This is a genomic window from Caballeronia sp. dw_276 (genome assembly GCF_018449635.1).
GTDB lineage: Bacteria > Pseudomonadota > Gammaproteobacteria > Burkholderiales > Burkholderiaceae > Caballeronia.
Genome location: NZ_JAAVUV010000010.1, coordinates 260351 through 284747, shown reverse-complemented (window position 1 = coordinate 284747; position 24397 = coordinate 260351). Strand labels below are relative to the sequence as shown.

Sequence of the window (24397 nt, the reverse complement as noted above, 5' to 3'; positions counted from 1 at the left end):
AGTGCTAAAGAGAACAGCTAAAAACGAACGCGCGGTAGCCTAAAAAGCAGCAACCCGGCATCAACCCCCACCTCACGAACAATCGCCCCACAACCACCTCCCCCGCCTAACTTCCCGTCAATTCCCGCCCAAAAGCCCCCCATTAGACCGACGTTAGCGTCAAAGACAAAAACGCCCGCCGCGTCCCACGCCCGCCGGAGGCCTCCACCTCCGTTCAAATCAAAACCCCCGCCACAAATTTAGAGATAATCGATACTCATCGAACACCGAGCCGCGCCCGTCGCGAACCCGCCATGCCCGATATGAATCTGCAGCGCATAACCGTCACCGCCGATGGCCACGTGGCGCGCGTCACGCTCAATCGCCCGGACGTGCGTAACGCCTTCGACGACGCCACCATCGTCGAACTGACCGCCGCGTTTCGCGCCCTGGCCGATGACGCGTCCGTCCGCGTGATCATCCTCGCCGCGAACGGCCCGGCGTTTTGCGCCGGCGGCGACCTCAACTGGATGAAACGCATGGCGGACTATTCGGACGCGGAAAATCGCGCCGATGCCCTCGGTCTCGCAACCATGCTCAACACCATCTACACCTGCAACAAGCCAGTGATCGCGCGCGTTCAGGGCGACGCCTACGCAGGCGGAATGGGCCTCGTGGCGGTCGCGGACATCGCGATTTCCGCGGATTCGGCGCATTTCTGTCTCTCGGAGGCGAAGCTCGGGCTGATGCCAGCGACCATCGCGCCCTATGTGATCCGGGCAATCGGGGCGCGGGCGTCGCACAGGTATTTCGTGACGGCGGAGCGGATCGACGCAAACGAAGCACTGCGCATCGGCCTCGTGCATCAGGTGGTATCGGCCGAAACGCTCGATGCCACCGTCGACGCCGTCGCCGCTGCCATCGCCGCGAACAGTCCGAATGCGGTGCGCGAATGCAAGCAACTGGTCGTCGATTTCGCCGATAAACCCATCGACGACACGCTGATCTCGGACACCGCCGACCGTATTGCACGCATTCGCGCCTCGGACGAAGGCCGCGACGGCGTGCGCAGTTTTCTGGAAAAACGCAAGCCGTCGTGGCTTGCGTGAATGTGATCGGGAGCGCCGCCTGAGCTTGTTCTCGGAATGCAGACGAGCCGCTCCCATGGAGTCGTTTTGAATCTGAACAATCAACACACGCCCGCAGCCGATGACTGGGTTGCCCGCTCTCTTCGCGCCGTTTGGCATCCGTGTACGCAAATGAAGCACCACGAGCGCACGCCGCTCGTGCCCATCGCGCGCGGCAAGGGTCCGTGGCTGTATGACCATCAAGGCAATCGATATCTCGATGCCATCAGTTCCTGGTGGGTCAACCTGTTCGGCCACGCAAATCCCCACATCAACGCTGCGCTGAAGGATCAGCTCGACACGCTCGAACACGCAATGCTCGCCGGCTGTACGCACGAACCGGCGGTTCTGCTTGCGGAACGTTTGAACGCGCTCACGCACCACACACTGGGCCACGCTTTCTTTGCATCCGATGGCGCATCGGCAGTCGAAATTGCGTTGAAGATGAGCTTCCATTTCTGGCGCAACAGCGGCCACGCCGAGAAACGCGAGTTCGTGTGCCTCGCGAACAGCTATCACGGCGAGACCATCGGCGCGCTCGGCGTAACCGATGTCGCATTGTTCAAGGACGCCTACGATCCGCTGATTCGCAATGCGCACGTGGTGACATCGCCCGATGCGCGCAACGCACGCGAAGGCGAGACATCGCGCGACGTCGCACAGCGCGCACTTGCCGACATGAAGACATTGTTCGATGCCAAGGCGTCGCAACTTGCGGCCGTGATTGTCGAACCGCTGGTTCAGTGCGCGGCCGGCATGGCAATGCACGACCCCTCCTTTTTGTTGGGTCTTCGCGCACTTTGCGACGACTACGGCGTGCATCTCATCGCCGATGAAATCGCCGTCGGCTGCGGTCGCACCGGGACGTTTTTTGCGTGCGAGCAAGCCGGGATCTGGCCGGATTTTGTGTGTTTATCGAAGGGAATCAGCGGCGGGTATTTGCCGTTGTCGATCGTGCTGACGCGCGACGAAATCTACGCCGCTTTCTACGACGACGACATGACACGCGGTTTCCTCCACTCGCATTCGTACACGGGAAATCCGCTTGCGTGCCGCGCGGCTTTGGCGACTTTGGATCTGTTCGACACGGCAAACGTGATCGAAGAAAATCACCGGAAATCGTCGATGCTGCATGCCGCATTGAGTCCGCTGCACGATCACGCGCAAGTGAAAAACGTACGTCAACAAGGCACGATCTTCGCGTTCGACGCCGTCATCAAAGACCCGGTCCAAGCACGCACGTTCTCGCGGCGTTTTTTCGAAAATGCCTTGAAACAAGAGCTATTGTTGCGTCCGATAGGCGCGACCGTGTACCTCATGCCGCCGTACATTCTCAGCGACGACGAACTCAAGCTGCTCGCCGAACGCACGCTCAACGTCTTCGATACAACGCTCGCGGAGGCCGCATGACTTCGCCAACGCCAGCATTATTCGATACGCTGAAACAAGGCCTCGCCGATATCGATCGCGACGGTTTGCGTCGCAGGCGGCGCGTGGCCGACAGTGCGTGCGCCGCGCACATGACGGTGGATGGACGCGAGATCATCGGCTTTGCGAGCAACGATTATCTCGGCCTCGCCGCGCATGAAACCTTGCGCGAAGCCCTGGCCGAAGGCGCGCGCAAATATGGCGCGGGCAGCGGCGGATCGCATTTGCTCGGCGGCCATTCGCGTGCGCACGCGAAGCTCGAAGACGACCTCGCAGCGTTTTCCGGCGGCTTCGTGGATCAGGCGCGCGCGCTGTATTTCAGCACCGGCTATATGGCGAACCTCGCGACGCTGACCACGCTCGGTGCTGTAAGCAAGTCAGGCGGCCGCGATACGTTGATGTTCTGCGACGCGTTGAACCACGCATCGCTGATCGATGGCGCGCGTTTGTCGCGTGCGGAAATCCGCATCTATCCTCACGCCGATGCCGAAGCACTTAGCGCCATGCTCGATGCATCGCAAAACGAGGGCGCGACGAAAATCATCGTCACGGATTCGGTCTTCAGCATGGACGGCGATATTGCGCCGCTCGCGCGTCTGCTCGAAATCGCCGAACGATACGGCGCCTGGCTCGTCGTCGACGACGCGCACGGCTTCGGCGTGCTCGGTCCGCAGGGACGCGGCGCGCTTGCCGAAGTCGCGCTGCGTTCGCCGCATCTTGTTTATGTGGGGACGTTAGGGAAGGCGGCGGGGGTATCGGGCGCGTTCGTGATCGCGCATGAGACCGTGATCGAATGGTTCGTGCAGCGCGCGCGGCCGTATATTTTCACGACGGCGTCCGTACCGGCGGTGGCGCACGCGGTATCGGCGAGTCTCAAGATCATTGGCGGCGATGAAGGCGACCAGAGACGCGCGCATCTCGCGACGCTTATCGACAGCACGCGCGCTATTTTGAAACGCACACAATGGCAGCCGGTGGATTCGCATACGGCGGTTCAGCCGTTGATCATCGGCGGCAATGAAGAGACGCTGCAACTCGCCGCCGCGCTCGATGAACACCGCATGTGGGTTCCCGCGATCCGGCCGCCGACGGTGCCAGTGGGTACATCGCGGCTGCGCATTTCGTTGTCGGCGGCGCATAGCCACGAAGACCTCGCGAAGCTCGACCACGCCTTGCAAACCTTGAGCAATCGATCATGACCGCGCCACTTTCAATCTTCGTCACCGGCACCGATACCGAGATCGGCAAGACGCTCGTTTCAGCCTCGTTGCTGCACGGATTCGCGGCGCTGGGCTTGCGCGCCGCCGCAATGAAACCGATCGCCGCCGGCGCGTTCGAACGCAATGGCGAATGGCACAACGAAGACGCCGATCAACTCGATGCCGCCGCGAACGTCGTGCTGCCGCCGTCCATACGCACGCCGTTCCTGCTCAAGGACGCCGCCGCGCCGCACATTGCAGCGGCGCGCGAGAACGTGTCGCTGGATATCGCGCGCATTGTCGAGGCGCATCAGGCCGCCATCAAACAGGCGGACGTGGTCGTGGTGGAAGGCGTCGGCGGATTCCGCGTGCCACTGACCGACGTCCACGATACCGCCGACCTCGCGTTCGCATTGCATTTGCCGGTCGTGCTCGTGGTCGGCATGCGCCTCGGCTGCATCAGTCATGCGTTGCTGAGCGCCGAGGCCATCGCTGCGCGCGGCTTGCATCTCGTGGGCTGGGTCGCGAATCAACTCGATCCGAACATGCTGTTTCCTGCTGAAAATATCGAAGCAATCCGGTTGCGGCTCGACAGCCAGTACAACGCGCCATTGCTCGGCACCATTCCCCGCCTGTCCCCGCCCGATGCGCTGACGGCGACCACTTATATCAATACCTCCCTGCTGCTGGACACGTTGCGTTCGGCAGACGCGGGCCAGTAATTCATCGTTATCTGCAAAGCGAAAAGGATCATCACATGACACAAATGCAAACCGCCGAAACCCTCGCTCAATCCGCCGCGCCGAAGACGCTGGCCCGTTGGCGCGTGGCAGATGTTGTCGCGCTCTACGACCTGCCCTTCAACGACCTGCTGTTTCGCGCGCAGACGGCTCACCGTGAACATTTCGATGCCAACACGGTTCAGCTTTCCACGTTGCTCTCCATCAAGACCGGCGGTTGCCCGGAAGATTGCGCGTATTGCCCGCAGTCGTCGCATCACGATACCGGCCTGAAAGCCGAAAAGCTGATGCCCGTCGATGAAGTCCTGAAAGCCGCCGAAATCGCCAAAGCAAACGGCGCGACGCGTTTCTGCATGGGCGCGGCGTGGCGCAATCCGAAGGATCAGCATCTTGAACCGATCGCCGACATGATTCGCGGCGTGAAGGCGATGGGTCTCGAAACCTGCGTGACGCTCGGCATGCTGGAAGCGCATCAGGCGACCCGTCTGCGCGATGCCGGCCTCGATTACTACAACCATAACCTGGATACATCGCCGGAGTTCTACGGCCAGATCATCTCGACGCGCACGTACCAGGATCGTCTCGACACGCTCGAACATGTCCGCGATGCGGGCATCAATGTGTGTTGCGGCGGTATCGTGGGGATGGGTGAATCGCGGCGTGAACGCGCGGGGCTGATCACGCAACTGGCGAACATGGAGCCGTATCCGGAATCGGTGCCCATCAACAATCTGGTGCAAGTCGAAGGCACGCCGCTGACGGGCACGGCGCCGCTCGATCCGTTTGAATTCGTGCGTACGATTGCGGTTGCGCGCATCACGATGCCGAAGGCGATGGTGCGTTTGTCGGCCGGACGCGAACAGATGGATGAAGCGTTGCAAGCGCTTTGTTTTGTGGCCGGTGCGAACTCGATTTTCTACGGCGACCAGTTGCTGACGACGAGCAACCCGCAAGCTGAAGCCGATAGAAAGTTGCTGGAACGTTTGGGCATGCGCGCCGAAGCTTCACAGCAGATGGACGAAGCGGAGGCCTGCGATGTGAAGTGCGGGCACGCGCAGGTTCAGTAAGCCAGTTAGGAATAGCAAAATGCCCCGAGATTTCGGGGCATTTTGGTTTTACATGTCAGAGTGTTAGGCGATGCCGAGGAATACGGCCATGGCGCGAGTCACGCTTATCATCAGTTCACCCTCAAGCCGTCCGAAGGCTTCGCCGAGCTTCTCTCGCGGCATAGTGACTGCTTTATCAACCATCACCTGAGAACGCTTGGTCAGTTGGTTGACTTCATCGGGCTCGACGGTGACGCGAAAAAGCGGAGTGTCTCGCAACTCGCTCGTAAGTAGCAAAACCGTCACAGACCCATGCTCTGAAAACAAATCAGACTGTACGACCAGTGCGGGGCGCGGTTTTCCGAAGTTACCCTGGACTGAAACGGTTATTAGATCGCCGCGCCTCACTCCCAACCCTGCACGTCCATATTTGCTTCAATGAAATCAAGGATTTCATTTTCCTGCGGGTCGTCACGCAGTAGCAGGGATTGACGGCGGCATTCCGCTGCAAACCCTTCGCGCCGTGTGTCCGGCACCCAGATCTGGACTGGACGAAGCCCCGCAGCACGCAACGCAGCACGACGCTTACTTACTCGTTCAGCAACATTTTGTCTCATTACAACCTCCGTTACATGTAACGAGTTTAGCGCATTTGGGTAAAAAAACCAACTTGAGCTTCGCCGCTCAATTCTTATCCACAATCACCTGATCGAACGTTCCGCCATCGGAGAAATGGGTTTGCTGGGCTTTCTGCCAATTGCCAAAAACCTGTTCCACCGTGAACGTCTTGATCGGCTTGAATTCGCTGACGTGCTTTGCTAAAACCTCGGCATTACGCGGCCGCAAATGATGTTGCGCGATGATTTCCTGCGCCGCCGGCGTCCATAAATATTGCAGATACGCCTGCGCCTCCTTGCGCGTGCCGCGCTTGTCCACGACCTTGTCGACCACGGCGACCGGCGGTTCCGCCAGCAAACTCACCGACGGATACACGGCGTCGAAATCCTTCCCGCCCGCGCCCGTATCCATCAACGCGACTTCGTTTTCGAACGTCACCAGCACATCGCCGATACCCCGTTGAGTGAACGTCGTTGTCGCGCCGCGGCCGCCCGTATCGAGCACCGGCACGTTCTTGAAGATGGCTTTTTCGAAGGCTTGCGCTTGTTCGTCGGTTGCGCCTTGCTGCTTTTTGTAGCCCCAAGCCGCGAGATACGCATAACGCCCGTTACCCGATGTCTTCGGATTCGCGATCACAACCTGCACGCCCGGGCGCGCGAGATCGCTCCAGTCCTTGATGTTTTTCGGATTACCGGCGCGCACGAGAAATACCATCGTGGTGGTGTACGGCACGGCGTTGTTCGGCAAACGCGTGCGCCAGTTGGCCGGCACCAGGCCGCCGCGCTCGACCAGCAAGTCGATATCGTTAGGCTGGTTCATTGTGACCACGTCGGCCTGCAAACCCTGCATCACTGACAAAGCCTGCGCACTCGATGCCCCGTGCGACTGGCGCACGGACAACGTTTCGCCGTTCTTCTGCTTATAGTCGGCAATGAACGCTGTATCGATGTCCTTGTACAACTCGCGCGTCACGTCGTATGAAACGTTCAGCAACGACGTTTCCGCGTGCGCCAACGTGGTCAAACCCAACGCCGCGATCGCGGCCAAATGCTTCAAACCCGCCATGTATCCCCCGATTGTTCGAATAGTAAAAACCGCCGCCAGCGGCGATTCTATCGAAAACATTCGTAGGTTCGGGCCGCAAACGGTCGGGTGCGTTATCCATACGCCGGTTGTTCGAAACGCTCGAACACGTCGCGCTTCGCTTCGTTCTTCTCGCCGAAATGCGATGGCGCCGCGCAATGAATCAGCGTGTCGACGAAATACTTCGCCCGCGGCCACGGACCAAAACCCGAGGCCGTGTTGATGTGGCCGGCATCGCCGAGATTCACCAGCGCGCTGCCGAACTGGCTGGCGAGACGCAGGGCATCGTCGAAGGGCATCCACGGGTCGGTCTGGCTCGCGATCAGCACTGAAGGCACATTCAACTTACGCGCTTCGAACGTGCCGGCAAAACGAAACTTGTCCGGGCTCGCCGGCGCGACAAACAGGACGCCCGCAACCGCATCGCCGGTCAGACCTTCTGCGATCGCGTGCGCCGCCGCGAGGCAACCAAAACTATGCGCCGCGAGAATGACGCGGCCGCGAACGCTCGCCACGGTGTCTGCAACGGCTTGCGCCCAGGTATCGAGTTGCGGCGCGTCCCAGTCCTCCTGCATGACGCGGCGCGATCTCGGCAATTGCCGCTCGAGCCACGTTTGCCAGTGCGCGCCCTCGCTGCCGTGCAAACCCGGCACGGTGACGAGCCGCGGCGGCCACGCGGATGTGCTGTATGAACTCATGTGAACCTCGCTGCGGCCAAAGCCGGCATGGTGAGGACCAATTTTGCTTGGGCGCGGCGTTCGCGAGAACCAACTTATCGTCATTTGGTTATCGGCGGGCGCGCGGCGTTTTTCTACCGGAGCGCGTTTTAATCGGCGAAACCGTAAAATGGTCCGATTCCGCTCACATTCCACGCCATCTATCCAGAACCCGAACTTTCAATGAAGATCATTCTCTACGAGCACAACGACGATGCCGCGCCCTGGCTCCAGGACTTGTCCCGCGCGCTTCCCGAAGCCGATGTCCGCGTATGGGAACCCGGCGATACCGCCCCCGCCGATTACGCCGTCGTCTGGCGCGCGCCACGCGAATTGTTTGCGAATCGTCCGGATCTGAAGGCGGTTTTCAACCTGGGCGCGGGCGTGGACGCGATTCTCGACATCGAGCGCAAGGAACCCGGCACGCTGCCGCCAAACGCGTTGCTCGTGCGCCTCGAAGACAGCGGCATGTCGCAGCAAATGGTGGAATACGCGGTCTACACGGTGCTGCGCTACCTGCGCCGCATGGACGAATACGACGCGCTCCAGCGTGAACATCGATGGGAAAAACTCGAGCCGCATGCACGCAGCACATTCACCGTCGGCGTGCTGGGCATGGGTGTGCTGGGCGCGCGCGTCGCGCAATCGCTGACAACGCTCGGCGTGCCGGTGCGCGGTTTCAGCCGCACCAAACGCGAGATTGAAGGCGTGCAGACATTCGCGGGCGCCGGGCAATTCGACGCTTTCCTCGATGGCGCCAAGATGCTCATCAACCTGTTGCCGCATACACCGGACACCGAAGGCATTCTGAACGCCCGCGCGTTCGAACGCCTCGCGCCCGGTGCGTATTTGGTGAATCTGGCGCGCGGTCCGCATGTGGTGGATAACGATTTGCTGCAAGCCATGAAGTCCGGCCAGATCGCGGCGGCGGCGTTGGATGTCTTCCACCAAGAGCCTTTACCCGATAATCATCCGTTCTGGACCACGCCGCGTATCGAAATCACGCCGCACGTCGCCGCCATTACGCTGCGCGAGGAAAGCATCGAACAGATCGCGCTGAAGATCCGGGCGCTTACGCGCGGTGAACCCATATCCGGCATAGTCGACGCCAAACGCGGCTACTGATGCCGGCCAAAAAAGGAGACAGGCATGCTTCCGCCTAAAGTGAAAATCGTCGAAGTCGCGCCGCGCGACGGCCTGCAGAACGAGAAGAATTTCGTCGCGACTGAACTCAAGATCGAGCTGATCAACCGGCTTGCCAAAGCGGGTTTGCAGAACGTGGAGTCGACGTCGTTTGTATCGCCGAAATGGGTGCCGCAAATGGCCGATGCGGCCGCGGTCATGGCGGGAATCGACCGGCGCGCGGGCACGATCTACTCGGCGCTGACGCCGAATCTGCGCGGTTTCGAAGCGGCGCTCGAAGCGAAAGCCGATGAAATCGTGATCTTCGGCGCGGCGAGCGAAGCGTTCTCGCAGAAGAACATCAATTGCAGCATCGCGGAAAGCATCGCGCGCTTCGAACCGGTTGCGAAGTCCGCAAAAGAAGCGGGATTGCGCTTGCGCGGCAGCATTTCCTGCGCGCTGGGCTGTCCGTATCAAGGCGACGTGCCGGTGGCATCCGTCGTGGATGTCGTGGAGCGCATGAAGGCGCTCGGCTGCGACGAAATCGATATCGCCGACACCATCGGCGTGGGAACTGCGGGCCGCACGCGCGAGGTGATGGCGGCGGTATCGAAGGTATTTCCGCGCGAACGGCTCTCCGGCCATTTCCACGATACCTACGGCCAGGCCGTCGCCAACGTCTACGCGGCGTTGCAGGAAGGCATCGAGATCTTCCATGCATCTGTAGCGGGGCTCGGCGGTTGTCCATATGCCAAGGGCGCGACGGGCAATGTCGCGACCGAAGACGTGATTTTCCTGCTCAACGGACTGGGCATTGAAACCGGCGTGGATCTCGATCAGCTGGTGGATATCGGCGACTTCATTTCGCAGGCCATCGGCAAACCGAGTGCTTCGCGCGTGGGACGTGCGCTGCTCGCGAAAAAACGCGATGGCGTAACGCCTTGCGTCTAAGAATACGCTCATAAAAGGAACCGAATGCAATGAACGAAACCCTCGACGCCCTGCCCGAAGCCGCCCGCCGCGTCGCCCGTTTGCTCAGCGAACGCGGCCATACCAAACCCATCGTGATGCTGGCGGAAACTGGCAAGACATCGGCGGAAGCGGCGGCCGGACTGGGCTGCTCGGTCGCCCAGATTGCCAAGTCGATTTTGTTTCGCCGCAAGGAAGACGACGCGCCCGTGCTGGTGATTGCGAGCGGCGCGAATCGTGTCGATGAAAAGAAAGTCGCCGCGCGCGTCGGCGAACTCGGCCGCGCCGACGCCAAATTCGTCCGCGAAAAAACCGGCTACGCAATCGGCGGCGTCTGTCCGATTGGTCATGTCACGCCGCCGGTTACGCTGATCGATGAAGACCTGCTCGCGCTCGACAGCCTTTGGGCCGCCGCCGGTCATCCGCACGCGGTGTTCAACCTGACGCCGCAGGAACTGATCGCGCTGACGGACGCGCCGGTCGTGGATGTCGCGTTGCGCGAGACGGCGTGATGACTGAAGCCGTGGCGTCGCCGTGTATCGATGTATGCAGGATGAATCCACGCACGGACCTTTGCGACGGCTGCTTTCGCACGATCGATGAAATCGCCGGCTGGTCGTCCTTCGATGACGCGCAAAAGCGCGCCGCGCTGGCGCTTGCGTCCGGGCGTGCGCGCATGGTGCGCGTGGGCGAGCGAATGGAGGCGACGCTGGAATTGCCGCCCGATTCCATCAAGTCGTTCGCGACTTTGGTCAACGACCAGAACCCGCTGCATCACGACGACTCATACGCCCAAGCCAGCCGTTTTGGGTCGTTGATTGCATCGGGCACGCAGCCCACCGCGCATCTGATGGCGGTACTCGCGACGCATTTTTCGGCTTACGCCCAGCCTCTTGGTCTGGAATTCAGCATCAAGCTCGTGCGCGCGGTCAAGGCGAACGATGTCCTCAAAATGCATTGGCAGGTCGTCGATGCACACTGGAAAGCCAGCCTCAACGGAGATCTGGTGAAGCTCGAAGGCGAGGCGCAGAACCAACTTGGCGAAACGGTCGTCAAGGCGACGGCGACTATCGTGGTGATGCCTGCGGCGGCGCCCCTGGAGACCCGGGAATGATCCAGCTTCCTGTTTCGATGCGCGTGTTCGAGCGCGGCTGGTTGTCGTCGAACAACGTGTTTTTTATCGATGACAACAGAACCGCGTTGATCGATTCAGGCTATTCGTCGCATGCCGCGCAGACCCTCGCGCTCGTGCGCAACGCGCTTGGCGCGGGACGGTCGCTCGATCTGATCGTCAACACGCATTTGCACTCGGATCATTGCGGCGGCAACGCGCTGCTGCAAGTGAACTTCGCATGCGAAACGCTTATTCCGCACAGCGAAGCGCAAGCCGTACGCGCCTGGGACGAGGACAAACTCACGTTCCGCGCGACCGCTCAAACATGCGAGCGTTTCAATTTCACCGGCACGATCGCCCCGGGCGCCACGCTGGAACTGGGCGGCATGAGCTGGTCCGTGCTCGGCGCTCCCGGCCACGATCCGCATTCGCTCATGCTCTACTCGGCGGAAGAACGCCTGCTGATCAGCGCCGACGCCCTTTGGGAAAACGGTTTCGGCGTGATCTTTCCGGAGCTGGAAGGCGAAAGCGGCTTCGCGGAACAACGCGCGGTGCTGGACCTGATTGCCACGCTCGACGTTCGTGCCGTGATTCCCGGCCACGGCGCGCCTTTCACTGACGTTGCCAGGGCGCTGGATGTGGCGTCATCGCGTATTGATTATTTGCGGGCGGATCCCGAACGAAACGCAAAGAACGCGCTGAAGGTGTTGATCGTGTTCAAGCTGATGGAGTTGCGCGTCATGCAGGTCGGCGAACTCGTGCGAATGGCCAGTGACGCCCGGGCAATGCGCGCCGCCGCAAACATGCTCTCCGATGACCCCGCGCAACTGGTACGCAAGTATCTCGGCGAGTTGCAGACAAGCGGCGTGTTGAGGGTGGAAGGCGAAACGGTGACGGTTGCTTAAAGCGGCAGCGCCGGGCCAAAAAGAAAGCCGCTTGTCTGCGATCGATTAGGCATCGAAAAGCAGGTCCAAGCGGCGGAATTTTGTCGACGTGATCAGCGCCTGATGCATCCTAACGCGCCTGTTTTTGAGACGCATCGGTGCTTTCCCTACAGACCAATGACACTCACCTGAATGCTGCATGAACGCCACGCGAAGGCGTCACGTACGCTCGGTCGCCTCGAAAAACGCGAGGATTTCCTTGAGCAATTCTTCAGGGACTTCTTCGGGAATGTAATGCCCGGAAGGAACCGCACGACCGCTGACATCGCGGGCCACACGCCGCCACTCGTCCAGCGGCTCGAAACATTGTTCGATCACGCCTTCCTTCCCCCACAACACACGCAGCGGACACGCAATTTTGTTGCCGCACTCCAGGTCGGCGCGATCGTGTTCAAGATCAATACTCGCCGATGCCCGATAGTCCTCGCACATCGCGTGGACCGCGCCGGGCTGACGCAATGCGTCGCGATATGCCTGCAGCGCATGTGGCGCAAACGGCTTGAGACCCGCGTGCCGGCTTCCCATCACGCGCTCCACATAAGCATCCGGATGCGCGCCGATCAGCAATTCGGGCAGCGGCTCCGGCTGAATCAGGAAGAACCAGTGGAAATAAGCGGTTGCGAAAGCGCGATTCGTGGCCTCGTACATGGCGAGCGTCGGGGCGATATCGAGCAGCATCAGCCGGTCGACCGCTTGCGAAAAATCCAGCGCCATCCTGTGTGCCACGCGCGCGCCGCGATCATGCGCGCAGACCATGAAGCGCTCGAACCCGAAATGCCGCATGACGGCGACCTGATCGGTCGCCATGACGCGCTTCGAATACGGCGTGTGATGCTCGTCGCTCGGCGGCTTGCCCGACGCGCCGTAGCCGCGCAGGTCGGTGGCAATCACGGTGAAATGCTGCGCCAGGTCCTTCGCCAGCCTGTGCCAAATTTCATGCGTCTGCGGATGCCCGTGCAGCAGCAACAGCGGCGGCCCGTTGCCGCCCTTGACGCCGAAAATGTCGACGCCGGAAGCATTGAAGGTGAACGGTTGGTAGTCTTCGAACGGCATGGCGTCTGTATCCGATGATCCAATGAACGGGAAAACGATTGTAGGCGTCCCCGACGATACTAGACTGTCCATTGGCCCGAAACGGGGTAGAACCTGAAGACTTCCTCAGTTCGCCCGGATCATGCGCGTTGAAGCATCGCCTATAATCGAACGATCGTTCGCTGTTTATTACGCTTCTTATTATTCAATCAGGAGACTCGTGTCATGGCACTCCCCGCCGCTTTGCAACACCTCGCGCTGCCTGTTATTGCGTCACCCATGTTTATCGTCAGCTATCCGGAGCTTGTGCTCGCGCAGTGCAAGGCGGGCATTGTCGGCTCGTTTCCCGCGCTGAACGCCCGGCCGGCCGAGCTGCTCGATGAATGGCTCACGCAGATCAACGAGGGCATCGAGGCGCACAAGGCGGCGAATCCGGGCACGCCGGTGGGTCCGGTCGCGGTGAACCAGATCGTGCATCACTCGAACGCGCGCCTTGAAGCCGATGTACGCGTCTGCGTGGAGCATCGCGTGCCGATTTTCATCACGAGCTTGCGCGCGCCGGTGAAGGAGATGATCGACGCGGTTCACAGCTACGGCGGCATCGTGCTGCACGACGTAATCAATTTGCGGCATGCGGAGAAGGCGCTGGAAGCGGGCGTCGATGGCCTGATCCTCGTCGCGGCGGGCGCCGGCGGTCACGCGGGAATGACGTCGCCGTTCGCGCTGGTCGGCGAAGTGCGCCGCATGTTCGATGGACCCATCGCGTTGTCCGGCGCGATCGCCAATGGCGGATCGATCCTGGCCGCACAGGCAATGGGCGCTGATTTCGCGTATATCGGCACGCGCTTCATCGCGACGCGCGAGGCCCATGCGCTGGAAGACTACAAGACGGCAATCGTGGGGTCGAAGGCGGCCGACATCATCTACACGAACCTGTTCACCGGGGTGCACGGTAACTACATTCGCCAAAGCATCGTGAACGCGGGACTGGATCCGGATGCGCTGCCGGCATCGGATAAAAACGCCATGAATTTCGGCGATGCCGCTGTCAAGGCGAAAGCCTGGAAAGAAATCTGGGGCGCGGGACAAGGTGTCGGCCTGATGGACGATGTCCCGACGGTCGCAGAACTCGTGGCGCGCCTCACACAGGAATACGGCGCCGCGAAGGATCGGCTCGGGATCGCGCGTTGATCCGCTGATGGATGAAAAAATCCCTGCCAGGTCTGGACCTGGCGGGGATTTTTTTGCGCCTGGATTTCGCGTCAGAACTTCGCGCGAATGCCGACGCCGTAGGTATTGCCGCTGGAGATGCTCGTGTATTTGTCGTTGAGATACGCCGCGTAGACATCGGTGCGCTTCGAGAGCGGATAGTCGTAGCCGAGCGCCCAGCTCTTGTGCGTCTGATCGAGCCCGCCATTGCTGCGCGAATACGCGTACGACGCCATCACCGAACCCACCCCAACCGGAATCGTCACGCCGCCTTGTCCGGTGTTGACGTGGAACGTACCGGGATCGATATCGTTCTTCGTGTACATGTACTGCGCGAAGAACTTGACGTACTTCATGTCGTACGATGCGCCGAGCTGCGCCACGCTCTGGCTCTTGTAGCCCGGCACGAATGTCGAGAGGTCGGTCGGCGCCGAGCTGAAGTTCACGTACTGATACACGCCGGTCGCGGCAAACGGACCGTGGAAGTAGAGGAACTGCGCGCTGTATTTCTTGGCGCCATTCTCGCCGGCCTGATTGCCGAGGCCGTACATGACGCTGCCCGACAGGCCGCTGAAATCGGGCGTCGTGTACTGCACGGAGTTGTTCCAGCCCGAATCGCCAACCACGCCCTGATCGGTCGTGTACGTCGGGAACGTGCTCTGACCGAGGAACACGTGATACACCATCGGCGAGAAGGTGTAGGAATCGATGAACGGATTAAACAGGATCGTCGATACAAACAGTTGCGTGGTCAGGCGGCCTGCGGTGACGGTACCGTACGGCGACTGAATACCAACGTACGAGTTGCGTGCGAAAAACGTGTCGCCCTGAAAGCGCCCGTACTGACCGTTTTGCGCCCGGAAGAAGCTCTCCAACGTGAAGATGGCCTTGTACCCGTTACCCAGATCTTCGCTGCCCTTCATGCCCCAGTACGACGTCGACATACCGCCGCCGCCCACGTTCCAGGCCCGGTCGCTGCCTGGAAACTTCGTAGCGCCCACCCATTCGTCGACCTGTCCGTACAGCTGGACACTCGATTGCGCGTGGACGGTACTGGCGGCAAGCAAGCCGAACATGCCAGCAGTAACGGTCGCCTTGGCCGCGGCTTTCAGCGCGCGGTTCACGGTTGGCTTCATGGACTCTCCTGTCGTATCAACGTTAAAACCGGGATGTCGCGAGCAATGAATGCCTCGCTCTTTATTTAACTGTTCTTATGAATGCCCGTTATGGACAGCCTGATTCAATGACATGACTCTTGGTCTGACTCGGGACGCGGCTCAAAGGCATTTCGTACGGTCGGTGCTGGATGGCCGACACACTGATGGCACTCATGGCGCTCATTCAACGCGGAACCATCTTTACGGATCATTTTTCTGGACAAAAATAACTTTGCTTATGCCGCGTATAGCGATTCGAATAGGTTGCACATGGCGGACTTAAATGAAGCGTGATCTTGCGCAACTCGCCGTGTTTGAATGCGGCGCTTGGATGCATGCATCGATCGCCCCGCGCGCCATATGCGACGGCGCAGACGCGCTGGTTGCTTTGGAGCGGACATTGAAAATGCGTTCAAAAATCAGGCAGAGCGCATTGTTAATGCAGATGATTTTGGGAGGAAGAGAGCTGCGTCGAGGTGTCTCGGAACTGTGGCGTCATTACGTCATCGCTACGCTATCCATAGACGACGGAATTGTTTTTTGTTTTGTGCAGGCTATGCAGGCGCCGTTAATCGCCAAGTGCCGAATTGGTAATAGAGAAAGCGTGAATGGATTAATGTGCTTATGCACTATCTCTGATTTTTAACTAATCGGCTTCGCAGTACTTCGATGACTGAGCTTATCGGATTAATTGCGGTACGCCGAATTGGCCGGAGAACGGGGATCGTCGGATTGGCGACCCGACGCACGTGGCGTGCTGCGCTCTTCGTTATACCGCGCGATGTCGGCGCGGATCGATCCGCCACCATGCAATTGCGCACCCTGGTCGCCACGCGCCCCACCGCGGACTTCGGCGCTGACGGAGGTCAGTCCGGATCCGGCGGCAACACGCTGGAAAACAAAAGGCTGTGCGCCGCTGTCCACGTCGTCAACCCGCATGGCGCGTTGGTTGACGGCTTGCCATTGCCCGTGCGCTTCGCCGCCGCGATTGAAAACGCTGCGAGTGAGTACGGTCCCGCTTGACCCTGCGCCACCGGCGAATGCCGCCGTTGCCAACATTGCCGACGCCGCAACCAGGCCGGTTGCAGCGGCAAGAATCAAGCGACGAGCGTGGCGAATTCGGGTGAGCGGCATGTCAATACTGCGAGGCGTCCGACTCGTTCGAGCGTGCTTGGAACGTGGGTTCCGTTTGCATCGCCGACCGGTTGCTGTCGGATGATCAGAACATTTCGCCTTGGCGATGGCGTCCTGCCAACCGGTCTACCGATCAATTTATTGCGCGCGATGATCGGCGTCGAGCCAAAAAGTGTTAGGTCTTCCTGATGGTTGTAACACCATGTTACTTCACACTTTTTTGCCGATTCGGGTTAGTCCTGATCCCGATTTCGTATGAGCGAAACGCGTGAATTCCGGAGTAGAACCACCGGTCCGCAGCTGGTTCTATCGGTGGCAACAAGACGCCAAAATTGATGCATAAACCGCATTAATAAATCATTTAAATGAATTTGCTTATTGAATCGCAATCCGGCGAAAATAGCAGTCTCGACGCGTTTTTGAGCGCTTTTCCTCGTCTCACTATGACGGCGATCTCGTTTCAGGACCGTTACGCACTCCAATGCACGGCAAACTTCCAAGAATTTCCGATGACCCGCCCCAAGTTCCTCCCCGATAACTTCACGCTTGCGCTCATTGGCACGGTGATTCTTGCCAGCCTGTTGCCCTGCCGCGGCGACGCAGCCATCGGCTTCAACTGGCTGACGAACATTGCGGTCGGACTGTTGTTTTTCCTACACGGCGCGAAGCTCTCGCGCGAGGCAATCGTGTCGGGCATGACGCACTGGCGTCTGCATATCGTGGTTCTGCTGAGCACGTTCGCGCTGTTTCCGTTGCTGGGGCTGGCGCTGAAACCCATCCTCACGCCGCTCGTCACGCCTGCGCTCTACATGGGCATCCTGTTCCTATGCACGCTGCCCTCCACCGTGCAATCGTCCATAGCGTTCACATCAATAGGCAAAGGCAATGTGCCGGCGGCCGTTTGTGCAGCGTCCGCGTCCAGTCTGCTCGGAATCTTCATCACGCCTGCGCTCGTGGGCCTGGTGGTGACGGACAGCGCCGGCCGCGCGGGTTCTGCATGGCATACGGTCGGCAACATCGTTTTGCAATTGCTCGTTCCTTTCATAGCCGGGCAATTGCTACGGCCGTTGATCAGCAAATGGCTCGATAAAAATCGCAGCATCCTGCGATTTGTCGATCAGGGCTCCATCCTGCTGGTTGTGTACGTTGCATTCAGCGAAGCGGTGAATGAAGGCATCTGGCACACGATTTCGATGCAAACGCTTGGCGGCCTGGTGGTGGTCAACGTCGTCTTGCTGGCCTTGGCGCTTCTGGTGACGACTATCGCCAGCAAGCGGCTTGGGTTCAACCGGGCGGACCAGATCACGATCATCTTTTGCGGATCGAAGAAGAGCCTGGCGTCCGGTATTCCAATGGCGAAGGTTATTTTCGCCTCGCATGCCGTGGGCGCAGTCGTGCTGCCGCTCATGCTGTTTCACCAGATCCAACTGATGACATGCGCAGTCCTCGCTCAGCGTTGGGGCGCACGCGACACCTCCGGCGAACAAGCCAATCAACCTCAGGGAGCGGGCGCGCAAGCTCGCCAATAAACGCCGGTCCGGCGCTTTATCTGAGAACAATGCAAGCTGTTGCACGATTTCTCCCCCGAACCAAGCATCAAGCCGCCATGTGCGGCTTTTTTGCTATTTGAGGCTGGTCCAGGCGCCCTGTCGACTCGGCCAAATGGGATATGAGCTGACGCGAGACGTGAAACGGCGTCCAAAAAAACGAGTGTTTCGGTTTGCTTCAAGTCATATGCCATTTGGCGGACTGGTGGCCGGGCATGTGCCTTGCCACACTTGGTGGCAACGCATTGTCACGGGTAGCGGCAGACCCGCGGACGATCCCCATCCAATTTATCGAAGCGGCCAGGATTCATCATGCAGAGAATGACTGACGGCATCGCGACTTCGTCCGCGCTCGATCCGTTTTTACGCGAGCTCCGCTTCAAGCGAGGCTCGGCCGCCGATACCGCTCACGCGCTGCAGGCTTTGATCGACGCCGGGCTCGACCGGTTGCCGCGTCCCGGCCACGGCGCGACGCTCGAGCGGTGGCGGGCCCTCGCCGCCGTTGCCGCGTGCGACCTGGCGCTGGTAAAACTATACGAAGGACACACGGACGCCCTTGCGATCATTGCGGAAATAGGCGATGGATTTGCCCCGGAAAGCGGTCAGGCATGGGGCGTCTGGGCCGCCGAACCGCCGAAGGCGAGAGTTGTTGCGAAGGTCGTATCGGACGGAGGCGGCGAAATCGCACTTCAGGGCACCAAGGCGTGGTGCTCGGGCGCTGCGTCCGTGAGCCACGCGCTCGTCACTGCATGGAACGAACGGGACGAGCCAATTCTCGCGGCCGTCGACCTGCGTCAACCCGGAATTCATGTCACCGACGAGGGATGGATGGCGGTCGGAATGTCCGCGAGCGCCAGCGTCGACGTTCACTTTGACAACGCGCGCGCCACGCGCATCGGCGCACCGCGCGCGTATCTGGAACGCGCGGGATTCTGGCATGGCGGAGGCGGCATTGCGGCGTGCTGGTTTGGCGCGGCCGCGGCTATTGGCAACTTCGTCAAGCAGGATGCGGCGCGACGCGCAGACCCGTACAAGCTCGCGCATCTCGGCGCCATCGATACCGCGCTTTCCAGCACAGCCAGCCTTCTGCGTGAAACGGCCGCGCAAATCGACCGTGAGCCGCATGCCGACGCTTTGCCAGGCGCTTTCCGCGCCCGGCTCGCGGCGGAGCGGGCGGCGATTGAAGTCATCGAACGTGCCGGCCGTGCGCTCGGCGCGGCGCCACTTTGCCGCAATCGCCATTTCGCCAGCTTGATGGCCGATCTACCCGTGTTTATCCGGCAGAGCCACGCCGAACGCGACGAAGCCGCGCTTGCAGAGCGGATTGTCAAAGAGGAAAGCAGCGCATGGAACCTGTAGTGACTCCAGTGGCGAATGAAGGCGAAAACGACCGGGCAATCAAGGGACAAGGTACGCCGGAAGCCGCATGGCAAGGCTCCGAGCAACTTTCAACCTTGCCCGAAGTCGATCCGGCCACGCTCGTGCCGCCCGGCGCACGCGCGGTGATCGTGTCGCCGCATCCCGACGACGAAATCCTCGGCACAGGCGGTTTGCTCGCCCGCTTGTCCGACTTGGGCCGCAAGGTGCTGATCATCGCGGTGACCGACGGCACCGCGAGTCATCCCGGTTCGCCCGAGTGGCCCGCTGCGCGCCTCGCTGCCACCAGGCCTCAGGAAACGCGCGACGCGCTTCAGCGTTTGCGCATGCGCCATGTCGTGATGGTCCGGCTGCATCTGCCCGACGGCGGCGGTGAAACCTTTGAATCCGACCTGTCCAAGGCGCTCGAAACGCATTTGCAACCCGGCGACGTTGTGTTCGGAACGTGGCGGTATGACGGTCATCCGGATCATGAATCGGTCGGCCGCGCGGTGACGGCCATTGCGGCCACGCTGGATCTGCCGTTCGTGGAAGTCCCCGTCTGGACCTGGCATTGGGCAACGCCGGACGATTCGCGCGTGCCGTGGAGCCGCGCACGCCGCATCGTGCTGGACGAAACAACGCACGCCCGCAAGTTGCACGCGGTGCAGGCGTTCCGCAGCCAGATAGAAGCCGACGGTTCCACAGGACGCGACGCCATTCTTCCCGCGCACGTGCTGGAACGCCTCACGCGTCCATACGAGGTCGTTCTGATATGACCGCAGAGCCGAATGCACACGAGTATTTCGACGGCCTCTATAAACGCAGCGACGATCCGTGGCTGCTTCGCGACCGCTGGTACGAACGCCGCAAACGGGCGCTGACACTTGCCGCACTGCCCGACGAGCACTACCGCCGCGTCTACGAACCGGGCTGCGCAAATGGTGAATTCACGGCCGAACTGGCGGGTCGCTGCGACGCGCTTCTGGCGGCGGATCTAAACCCGGCTGCGGTTGAACTAGCGCGCCGCCGGGTCGCGGACTTGGCGCACGTGCAGGTCGAACAACGCGCCATGCCCGACGAATGGCCGGAGGGCGAGTTCGACCTGATTGTTGTCAGCGAGGTGGCGTATTACCTCTCGCAGGATCAACTCGGGCGGTTGGCACTCCGGCTGACGTCTTCTCTCGCGCAAGGCGGGACTATTGCTGCGTGTCACTGGCGCCGGCCGATCGAAGGATGGCCCTTCACCGGCGATCACGTTCATGCCGAACTGCGGGCGGAGGTGGCGCTGCCACTGCTGTCGCACTACGAAGACGACGATTTCATGCTCGATGTGTGGTCATCGAATATGGCGTCGGTGCATCAAAGGGAAGCCCGCTAAAAACGCCATTTACTAAACAAGAAAGAGAACCGAAAGCCTTATCGAATAACCGATTAGGGGTTTTCTCTAAGTTTTTGCGAGACGGTCGACCCTCGTTTTACTATACAATCCCCGCGATCATGCGAACCTCGTTTAACTGATAAACACAGCGTAAACGAGGCTTCATACACAGTAGAACACGCATGCGGAGATTGAAAGACAGATGGGTACAACCATTCGCGATGTCGCACGCGCAGCCAGCGTGTCGATCGGCACGGTATCGCGGGCGCTGAAAAACCAGCCGGGTTTGTCGGAGGCGACGCGCGAACGCGTCGTGGAGGCAGCACGGCAACTCGGTTATGACGCTGCCCAGCTGCGTACACGCATCCGGCGCGTGACCTTCCTGCTGCATCGCCAGCACAATAATTTCGCGGTCAGCCCGTTTTTTTCCCACGTCCTGCATGGCTTCGAGGAAGCGTGCCGCGAGCGCCGATTGGTGCCTTCGGTGCTCACCGCCGGTCCGACGCACGATCTCGCCCAGCAAATGCGGCTTCACGCACCGGACGCCGTGGCGGTTGCAGGGTTCATCGAGCCGGAATTGCTTGCTCACCTGCGCTCCATGAACCGGCCGGTCGTGCTGATCGACTTGCATGCGCCGGGATTCCGTTCGGTGAACGTCGACAACACGCGCGGCGCGGCGCTCGCCATGCAGCACCTCTTTGCAATGGGCAGGAAACGCATTGCGTTTATCGGCGGATCGCTGGCGCACTACAGCATTGCGCAGCGTGCGATGGGTTACCGACTCGCGTACTTCGAAGCCGGCATGCTCTTCGATCCCACGCTGGAAGTGACCACGCAGCCCGCCATTGACGCCGAAGTCGCCGCCGCCGACGCCATGGAGCGCCTGATCGCGCAGGCCCGCGACCAATTGAAGCCGCTGCCCGACGCCGTTTTCGCCTATAACGATGCAGCGGCGCTTGCTGCCATGCGCGTGTGCGTGGGGCACGGGTTGCGGATTCCGGAGGACGTTGCCTTCGTTGGTTTCGACGATATCCCCGCCGCAGCCCAAAGCACGCCGCCGCTGACCACGGTCACGGTAGACAAGGAAGCGCTCGGCCGGCGCGGCGTGGATCTGCTGCTCGAAACCGCGCAAAACACAGACGCCGGCGACGCGGATACGAACCTCACCACCGACACGCTCGTGCCCGTGCGCCTGATTCCCCGCGCGAGCTCGGCTACAACACGGACACAGACATCGGCATGAACTCAACCGCGCTCAAGGCGGCGGACCGGGCCGAACCCGACTTCCGCAGCCGCGATTTCCTGCTCGACCACGTGCGCCACACGCTCGCGTTCTACGAGCGGACGGCCCGCGATCCATCGGGCGGCTTCCATCATTTTTTCAAGGACGACGGCACGGTCTACGACCACACCACGCGCCATCTCGTCAGCAGCACGCGCTTCGTCTTCAACCACGCGATGGCCTTTCGCCATTTCGGCGGCCAGCATCATCAGGACAACGCGCGGCACGCGTTCGCGTTCCTGCGCAACGCCCATTGGGACGCCGTGAACCAGGGCTACGACTGGGAAATCGAGTGGCGCGACGGCGCAAAACGCACGCTCGACGGCACGCGCCATTGCTACGGCCACGCCTTCGTCTTGCTTGCGTGCGCGCACGCGGCGATGGCGGGCATCGATGAAGCCAGGCCGTTGATCGATGAAACCTTCCAGTTGATGGACCAGCACTTCTGGGACGCTGACGCCGGTCTTTACGCCGATGAAGCCACACCCGACTGGCAGCTCTCGCCGTATCGGGGGCAGAACGCGAACATGCACGCGACCGAAGCGCTGCTCGCCGCGTATGAGGCGACCGGTCACGTGCTGTATCTGGATCGCGCGGAGAAGATCGCCGGCAACATCACGCTGCGTCAGGCGCGGCTTTCGAACGGCCTGGTCTGGGAACACTTCAACGCGGACTGGTCGGTCGACTGGCATTACAACGAATCCGACAGCTCGAACATTTTCCGTCCGTGGGGTTTCCAGCCCGGCCACCAGACCGAATGGGCGAAGCTGCTGTTGATCCTTGAGCGGCACCGGGCGTTGCCGTGGCTGGCGCCGCGCGCCATCGAATTATTCGATGCCGGCTTCAACCGCGCGTGGGACGAGCAGCACGGCGGCCTGTACTACGGCTTTGGCCCCGACGATTCCATCTGCGACCACGACAAATATTTCTGGGTGCAGGCCGAAACCTTCGCCACGGCTGCACTGCTCGGCAAACGTACGGGCCTCGAGCGCTTCTGGGATTGCTATGACGAACTCTGGCGCTATAGCTGGGCGCATTTCGTCGATCACAAACACGGCGCGTGGTTCCGCATCCTGACCTGCGACAACCGCAAATACGGCGACGAAAAAAGCCCCGCCGGCAAGACCGATTACCACACGATGGGCGCGTGCTACGAAGTGCTGAATGCAATCGGCGTGACAACGCCTGACGCGGCCGCCTCGACGCAGCCTCAACACATCGCCGAAAAAGAGACGGCCAGACAATGAACGCGACGACCTCTACCCCTGCTTTCCCGCAATTCGTCTCGGCCGGCGACATCCTCACCGACCTGATCCGCACAGGTCCGTCCGAGTGGCTCTCGCGTCCTGGCGGCGCGGGCTGGAACGTGGCCCGCGCGGTTGCGCGCCTTGGTCTGCCGACGGCATCGGCGGGATCGCTCGGCACCGATAATTTCTCCGATGAACTCTGGGACGCAAGCGTCGCCGCCGGTCTCGACATGCGCTTCATGCAGCGCGTCGAACGGCCGCCGCTTTTGGCAATCGTCCACAAGACGCAGCCGCCGACCTACTACTTCATGGGCGAAAACGGCGCGGACCTCGCCTTCGATCCCGCCTTGCTGCCGTCCGGCTGGATGGACGCGGTGAAATGGGCGCACTTCGGCTGCATCAGCCTCGTGCGCCAACCGCTTGGCGACACGCTGGCGCGACTCGCCGCCCAATTGCGCGAGCACGGCGTGAAGATCAGCTTCGACCCGAATTACCGGAACCTGATGGAACACGGCTACGAGCCGACCTTGCGCAAGATGGCGGCGCTCGCCGACTTGATCAAAGTCTCCGATGAAGACCTGCAACGCCTCTTTCCGAACATAGCAAACGAAGCGGACGCCATCGCGGAAATCCGCGCGATGAACCCGCAAGCCACCGTGCTCGTCACGCGCGGCTCGTCGCAGGCGACCTTGCACGTCGGCAATGAAAGCTGGCAAGCCACGCCGCCGAAAGTGCAGGTCGCGGATACGGTCGGCGCGGGCGACGCGTCCATCGGTGGCTTGCTCTACAGCCTCATGACACGCCCGGGCGGCTGGCCCGACCATCTTCGATTTGCCTTGGCAGCGGGCGCCGCGGCTTGCCGGATGTCGGGCGCGCATTCGCCGTCGCTCGAAGAAGTCGAGGATCTGCTGGCCTGAAACGTGCGCATCCGCTTACGAAAAGACGGTCATACGCGCGGTAAATACGC

At 61.0% G+C, this 24397-nt stretch carries 26 protein-coding genes; 19 read left to right on the top strand and 7 right to left on the bottom strand.

The window, feature by feature from the left end; genetic code table 11:
* Positions 1–302 precede the first annotated feature (302 nt).
* The 5 genes from HB633_RS21950 (at position 303) to bioB (ending at position 5540) form a co-directional block, all read left to right on the top strand.
* Positions 303–1088, top strand: a complete 786-nt coding sequence (locus HB633_RS21950; RefSeq protein ID WP_213780254.1) for an enoyl-CoA hydratase/isomerase family protein — start codon at positions 303–305, stop codon at positions 1086–1088.
* A 72-nt stretch (positions 1089–1160) separates the two neighbouring features.
* Positions 1161–2516 (top strand): adenosylmethionine--8-amino-7-oxononanoate transaminase, encoded by a 1356-nt coding sequence (bioA, locus tag HB633_RS21945; RefSeq protein WP_255581059.1) that lies wholly within the window; start codon positions 1161–1163, stop codon positions 2514–2516.
* Positions 2513–3733, top strand: coding sequence for an 8-amino-7-oxononanoate synthase (gene bioF / locus HB633_RS21940; RefSeq protein ID WP_213780236.1), 1221 nt, complete (start codon positions 2513–2515; stop codon positions 3731–3733). The genes bioA and bioF overlap by 4 nt, the downstream gene beginning before the upstream one ends.
* Positions 3730–4455: a dethiobiotin synthase gene (gene bioD, locus HB633_RS21935; RefSeq protein WP_213780235.1), complete on the top strand. Its 726-nt coding sequence runs from the start codon at positions 3730–3732 to the stop codon at positions 4453–4455. The genes bioF and bioD overlap by 4 nt, the downstream gene beginning before the upstream one ends.
* 35 nt (positions 4456–4490) lie before the next feature.
* The gene (gene bioB, locus HB633_RS21930; RefSeq protein WP_213780234.1) at positions 4491–5540 is read left to right on the top strand and encodes a biotin synthase BioB; all 1050 of its coding nucleotides are present in this window, start codon (positions 4491–4493) and stop codon (positions 5538–5540) included.
* A 63-nt stretch (positions 5541–5603) separates the two neighbouring features.
* Here the strand turns inward: bioB and HB633_RS21925 are convergent, their stop codons facing one another.
* From HB633_RS21925 to HB633_RS21910, 4 genes are all read right to left on the bottom strand, one after another.
* Positions 5604–5927 (bottom strand): type II toxin-antitoxin system PemK/MazF family toxin, encoded by a 324-nt coding sequence (locus tag HB633_RS21925; protein ID WP_213780233.1) that lies wholly within the window; start codon positions 5925–5927, stop codon positions 5604–5606.
* Positions 5924–6136 (bottom strand): antitoxin MazE family protein, encoded by a 213-nt coding sequence (locus tag HB633_RS21920; protein WP_213780232.1) that lies wholly within the window; start codon positions 6134–6136, stop codon positions 5924–5926. Before HB633_RS21920 ends, HB633_RS21925 begins: the two co-directional genes overlap by 4 nt.
* 67 nt (positions 6137–6203) lie before the next feature.
* Positions 6204–7202 (bottom strand): sulfate ABC transporter substrate-binding protein, encoded by a 999-nt coding sequence (locus tag HB633_RS21915; protein WP_213780253.1) that lies wholly within the window; start codon positions 7200–7202, stop codon positions 6204–6206.
* Positions 7203–7294: 92 nt separating this feature from the next.
* Complete coding sequence (locus tag HB633_RS21910) at positions 7295–7918, bottom strand: alpha/beta hydrolase (RefSeq protein ID WP_213780231.1); 624 nt, start codon at positions 7916–7918, stop codon at positions 7295–7297.
* A gap of 201 nt (positions 7919–8119) precedes the next feature.
* Between HB633_RS21910 and HB633_RS21905 the strand changes: the two genes are divergently transcribed.
* The 5 genes from HB633_RS21905 to HB633_RS21885 are packed head-to-tail and all read left to right on the top strand — an operon-like array spanning position 8120 to position 12046.
* Positions 8120–9061, top strand: a complete 942-nt coding sequence (locus tag HB633_RS21905) for a glyoxylate/hydroxypyruvate reductase A (protein ID WP_213780230.1) — start codon at positions 8120–8122, stop codon at positions 9059–9061.
* Between the two features lie 24 nt (positions 9062–9085).
* On the top strand, positions 9086–10009 hold the full coding sequence (locus HB633_RS21900) for a hydroxymethylglutaryl-CoA lyase (protein WP_213780229.1): 924 nt from the start codon (positions 9086–9088) through the stop codon (positions 10007–10009).
* A gap of 29 nt (positions 10010–10038) precedes the next feature.
* Positions 10039–10539 carry a YbaK/EbsC family protein gene (locus tag HB633_RS21895; RefSeq protein ID WP_213780228.1) on the top strand — a complete coding sequence of 167 codons (501 nt, stop codon included), beginning with the start codon at positions 10039–10041 and terminating at the stop codon, positions 10537–10539.
* Positions 10539–11141 (top strand): DUF1289 domain-containing protein, encoded by a 603-nt coding sequence (locus tag HB633_RS21890; RefSeq protein ID WP_213780227.1) that lies wholly within the window; start codon positions 10539–10541, stop codon positions 11139–11141. The genes HB633_RS21895 and HB633_RS21890 overlap by 1 nt, the downstream gene beginning before the upstream one ends.
* The gene (locus tag HB633_RS21885; protein ID WP_213780226.1) at positions 11138–12046 is read left to right on the top strand and encodes an MBL fold metallo-hydrolase; all 909 of its coding nucleotides are present in this window, start codon (positions 11138–11140) and stop codon (positions 12044–12046) included. Before HB633_RS21890 ends, HB633_RS21885 begins: the two co-directional genes overlap by 4 nt.
* 198 nt (positions 12047–12244) lie before the next feature.
* Here the strand turns inward: HB633_RS21885 and HB633_RS21880 are convergent, their stop codons facing one another.
* A complete protein-coding gene (locus HB633_RS21880) occupies positions 12245–13138 on the bottom strand; it encodes an alpha/beta hydrolase (protein ID WP_213780225.1) in 894 nt (297 codons plus the stop codon).
* 204 nt (positions 13139–13342) lie between these two features.
* Between HB633_RS21880 and HB633_RS21875 the strand changes: the two genes are divergently transcribed.
* A complete protein-coding gene (locus HB633_RS21875; RefSeq protein ID WP_213780224.1) occupies positions 13343–14308 on the top strand; it encodes a nitronate monooxygenase family protein in 966 nt (321 codons plus the stop codon).
* Between the two features lie 71 nt (positions 14309–14379).
* Here HB633_RS21875 and HB633_RS21870 read toward each other — a convergent pair whose 3' ends face one another.
* On the bottom strand, positions 14380–15402 hold the full coding sequence (locus HB633_RS21870) for a porin (RefSeq protein WP_255581058.1): 1023 nt from the start codon (positions 15400–15402) through the stop codon (positions 14380–14382).
* A 364-nt stretch (positions 15403–15766) separates the two neighbouring features.
* Between HB633_RS21870 and HB633_RS21865 the strand changes: the two genes are divergently transcribed.
* On the top strand, positions 15767–16129 hold the full coding sequence (locus HB633_RS21865) for a hypothetical protein (protein ID WP_213780222.1): 363 nt from the start codon (positions 15767–15769) through the stop codon (positions 16127–16129).
* Positions 16130–16170: 41 nt separating this feature from the next.
* Here HB633_RS21865 and HB633_RS21860 read toward each other — a convergent pair whose 3' ends face one another.
* Positions 16171–16617 (bottom strand): hypothetical protein, encoded by a 447-nt coding sequence (locus HB633_RS21860; RefSeq protein WP_213780256.1) that lies wholly within the window; start codon positions 16615–16617, stop codon positions 16171–16173.
* Positions 16618–17126: 509 nt separating this feature from the next.
* Between HB633_RS21860 and HB633_RS21855 the strand changes: the two genes are divergently transcribed.
* The 7 genes from HB633_RS21855 to HB633_RS21825 all read left to right on the top strand — a co-directional run bounded on the left by HB633_RS21855 (position 17127) and on the right by HB633_RS21825 (position 24347).
* The gene (locus HB633_RS21855) at positions 17127–18146 is read left to right on the top strand and encodes a bile acid:sodium symporter family protein (RefSeq protein ID WP_213780221.1); all 1020 of its coding nucleotides are present in this window, start codon (positions 17127–17129) and stop codon (positions 18144–18146) included.
* A 330-nt stretch (positions 18147–18476) separates the two neighbouring features.
* A complete protein-coding gene (locus HB633_RS21850; RefSeq protein ID WP_255581049.1) occupies positions 18477–19523 on the top strand; it encodes an acyl-CoA dehydrogenase in 1047 nt (348 codons plus the stop codon).
* Positions 19511–20299 carry a PIG-L family deacetylase gene (locus HB633_RS21845; protein WP_213780220.1) on the top strand — a complete coding sequence of 263 codons (789 nt, stop codon included), beginning with the start codon at positions 19511–19513 and terminating at the stop codon, positions 20297–20299. Before HB633_RS21850 ends, HB633_RS21845 begins: the two co-directional genes overlap by 13 nt.
* On the top strand, positions 20296–20901 hold the full coding sequence (locus HB633_RS21840) for an SAM-dependent methyltransferase (protein ID WP_213780219.1): 606 nt from the start codon (positions 20296–20298) through the stop codon (positions 20899–20901). Before HB633_RS21845 ends, HB633_RS21840 begins: the two co-directional genes overlap by 4 nt.
* 202 nt (positions 20902–21103) lie before the next feature.
* The gene (locus HB633_RS21835; protein WP_213780218.1) at positions 21104–22144 is read left to right on the top strand and encodes a LacI family DNA-binding transcriptional regulator; all 1041 of its coding nucleotides are present in this window, start codon (positions 21104–21106) and stop codon (positions 22142–22144) included.
* Positions 22141–23430, top strand: coding sequence for an AGE family epimerase/isomerase (locus tag HB633_RS21830; RefSeq protein ID WP_213780217.1), 1290 nt, complete (start codon positions 22141–22143; stop codon positions 23428–23430). Before HB633_RS21835 ends, HB633_RS21830 begins: the two co-directional genes overlap by 4 nt.
* Positions 23427–24347: a carbohydrate kinase gene (locus tag HB633_RS21825; protein ID WP_213780216.1), complete on the top strand. Its 921-nt coding sequence runs from the start codon at positions 23427–23429 to the stop codon at positions 24345–24347. The genes HB633_RS21830 and HB633_RS21825 overlap by 4 nt, the downstream gene beginning before the upstream one ends.
* The last annotated feature ends 50 nt before the right edge of the window (positions 24348–24397 follow it).

What these genes read in the sequence shown, in the direction of transcription:
- HB633_RS21950 (WP_213780254.1), top strand. Translation starts at nt 303, where the DNA reads ATGAATCTGCAGCGCATAACCGTCACCGCCGATGGCCACGTGGCGCGC.
- bioF (WP_213780236.1), top strand. Translation starts at nt 2,513, where the DNA reads ATGACTTCGCCAACGCCAGCATTATTCGATACGCTGAAACAAGGCCTC.
- bioD (WP_213780235.1), top strand. Translation starts at nt 3,730, where the DNA reads ATGACCGCGCCACTTTCAATCTTCGTCACCGGCACCGATACCGAGATC.
- bioB (WP_213780234.1), top strand. Translation starts at nt 4,491, where the DNA reads ATGACACAAATGCAAACCGCCGAAACCCTCGCTCAATCCGCCGCGCCG.
- HB633_RS21920 (WP_213780232.1), bottom strand. Translation starts at nt 6,136, where the DNA reads ATGAGACAAAATGTTGCTGAACGAGTAAGTAAGCGTCGTGCTGCGTTG.
- HB633_RS21915 (WP_213780253.1), bottom strand. Translation starts at nt 7,202, where the DNA reads ATGGCGGGTTTGAAGCATTTGGCCGCGATCGCGGCGTTGGGTTTGACC.
- HB633_RS21910 (WP_213780231.1), bottom strand. Translation starts at nt 7,918, where the DNA reads ATGAGTTCATACAGCACATCCGCGTGGCCGCCGCGGCTCGTCACCGTG.
- HB633_RS21905 (WP_213780230.1), top strand. Translation starts at nt 8,120, where the DNA reads ATGAAGATCATTCTCTACGAGCACAACGACGATGCCGCGCCCTGGCTC.
- HB633_RS21900 (WP_213780229.1), top strand. Translation starts at nt 9,086, where the DNA reads ATGCTTCCGCCTAAAGTGAAAATCGTCGAAGTCGCGCCGCGCGACGGC.
- HB633_RS21895 (WP_213780228.1), top strand. Translation starts at nt 10,039, where the DNA reads ATGAACGAAACCCTCGACGCCCTGCCCGAAGCCGCCCGCCGCGTCGCC.
- HB633_RS21890 (WP_213780227.1), top strand. Translation starts at nt 10,539, where the DNA reads ATGACTGAAGCCGTGGCGTCGCCGTGTATCGATGTATGCAGGATGAAT.
- HB633_RS21885 (WP_213780226.1), top strand. Translation starts at nt 11,138, where the DNA reads ATGATCCAGCTTCCTGTTTCGATGCGCGTGTTCGAGCGCGGCTGGTTG.
- HB633_RS21880 (WP_213780225.1), bottom strand. Translation starts at nt 13,138, where the DNA reads ATGCCGTTCGAAGACTACCAACCGTTCACCTTCAATGCTTCCGGCGTC.
- HB633_RS21875 (WP_213780224.1), top strand. Translation starts at nt 13,343, where the DNA reads ATGGCACTCCCCGCCGCTTTGCAACACCTCGCGCTGCCTGTTATTGCG.
- HB633_RS21870 (WP_255581058.1), bottom strand. Translation starts at nt 15,402, where the DNA reads ATGTTCGGCTTGCTTGCCGCCAGTACCGTCCACGCGCAATCGAGTGTC.
- HB633_RS21865 (WP_213780222.1), top strand. Translation starts at nt 15,767, where the DNA reads ATGAAGCGTGATCTTGCGCAACTCGCCGTGTTTGAATGCGGCGCTTGG.
- HB633_RS21860 (WP_213780256.1), bottom strand. Translation starts at nt 16,617, where the DNA reads ATGCCGCTCACCCGAATTCGCCACGCTCGTCGCTTGATTCTTGCCGCT.
- HB633_RS21855 (WP_213780221.1), top strand. Translation starts at nt 17,127, where the DNA reads ATGACCCGCCCCAAGTTCCTCCCCGATAACTTCACGCTTGCGCTCATT.
- HB633_RS21850 (WP_255581049.1), top strand. Translation starts at nt 18,477, where the DNA reads ATGCAGAGAATGACTGACGGCATCGCGACTTCGTCCGCGCTCGATCCG.
- HB633_RS21845 (WP_213780220.1), top strand. Translation starts at nt 19,511, where the DNA reads ATGGAACCTGTAGTGACTCCAGTGGCGAATGAAGGCGAAAACGACCGG.
- HB633_RS21840 (WP_213780219.1), top strand. Translation starts at nt 20,296, where the DNA reads ATGACCGCAGAGCCGAATGCACACGAGTATTTCGACGGCCTCTATAAA.
- HB633_RS21835 (WP_213780218.1), top strand. Translation starts at nt 21,104, where the DNA reads ATGGGTACAACCATTCGCGATGTCGCACGCGCAGCCAGCGTGTCGATC.
- HB633_RS21830 (WP_213780217.1), top strand. Translation starts at nt 22,141, where the DNA reads ATGAACTCAACCGCGCTCAAGGCGGCGGACCGGGCCGAACCCGACTTC.
- HB633_RS21825 (WP_213780216.1), top strand. Translation starts at nt 23,427, where the DNA reads ATGAACGCGACGACCTCTACCCCTGCTTTCCCGCAATTCGTCTCGGCC.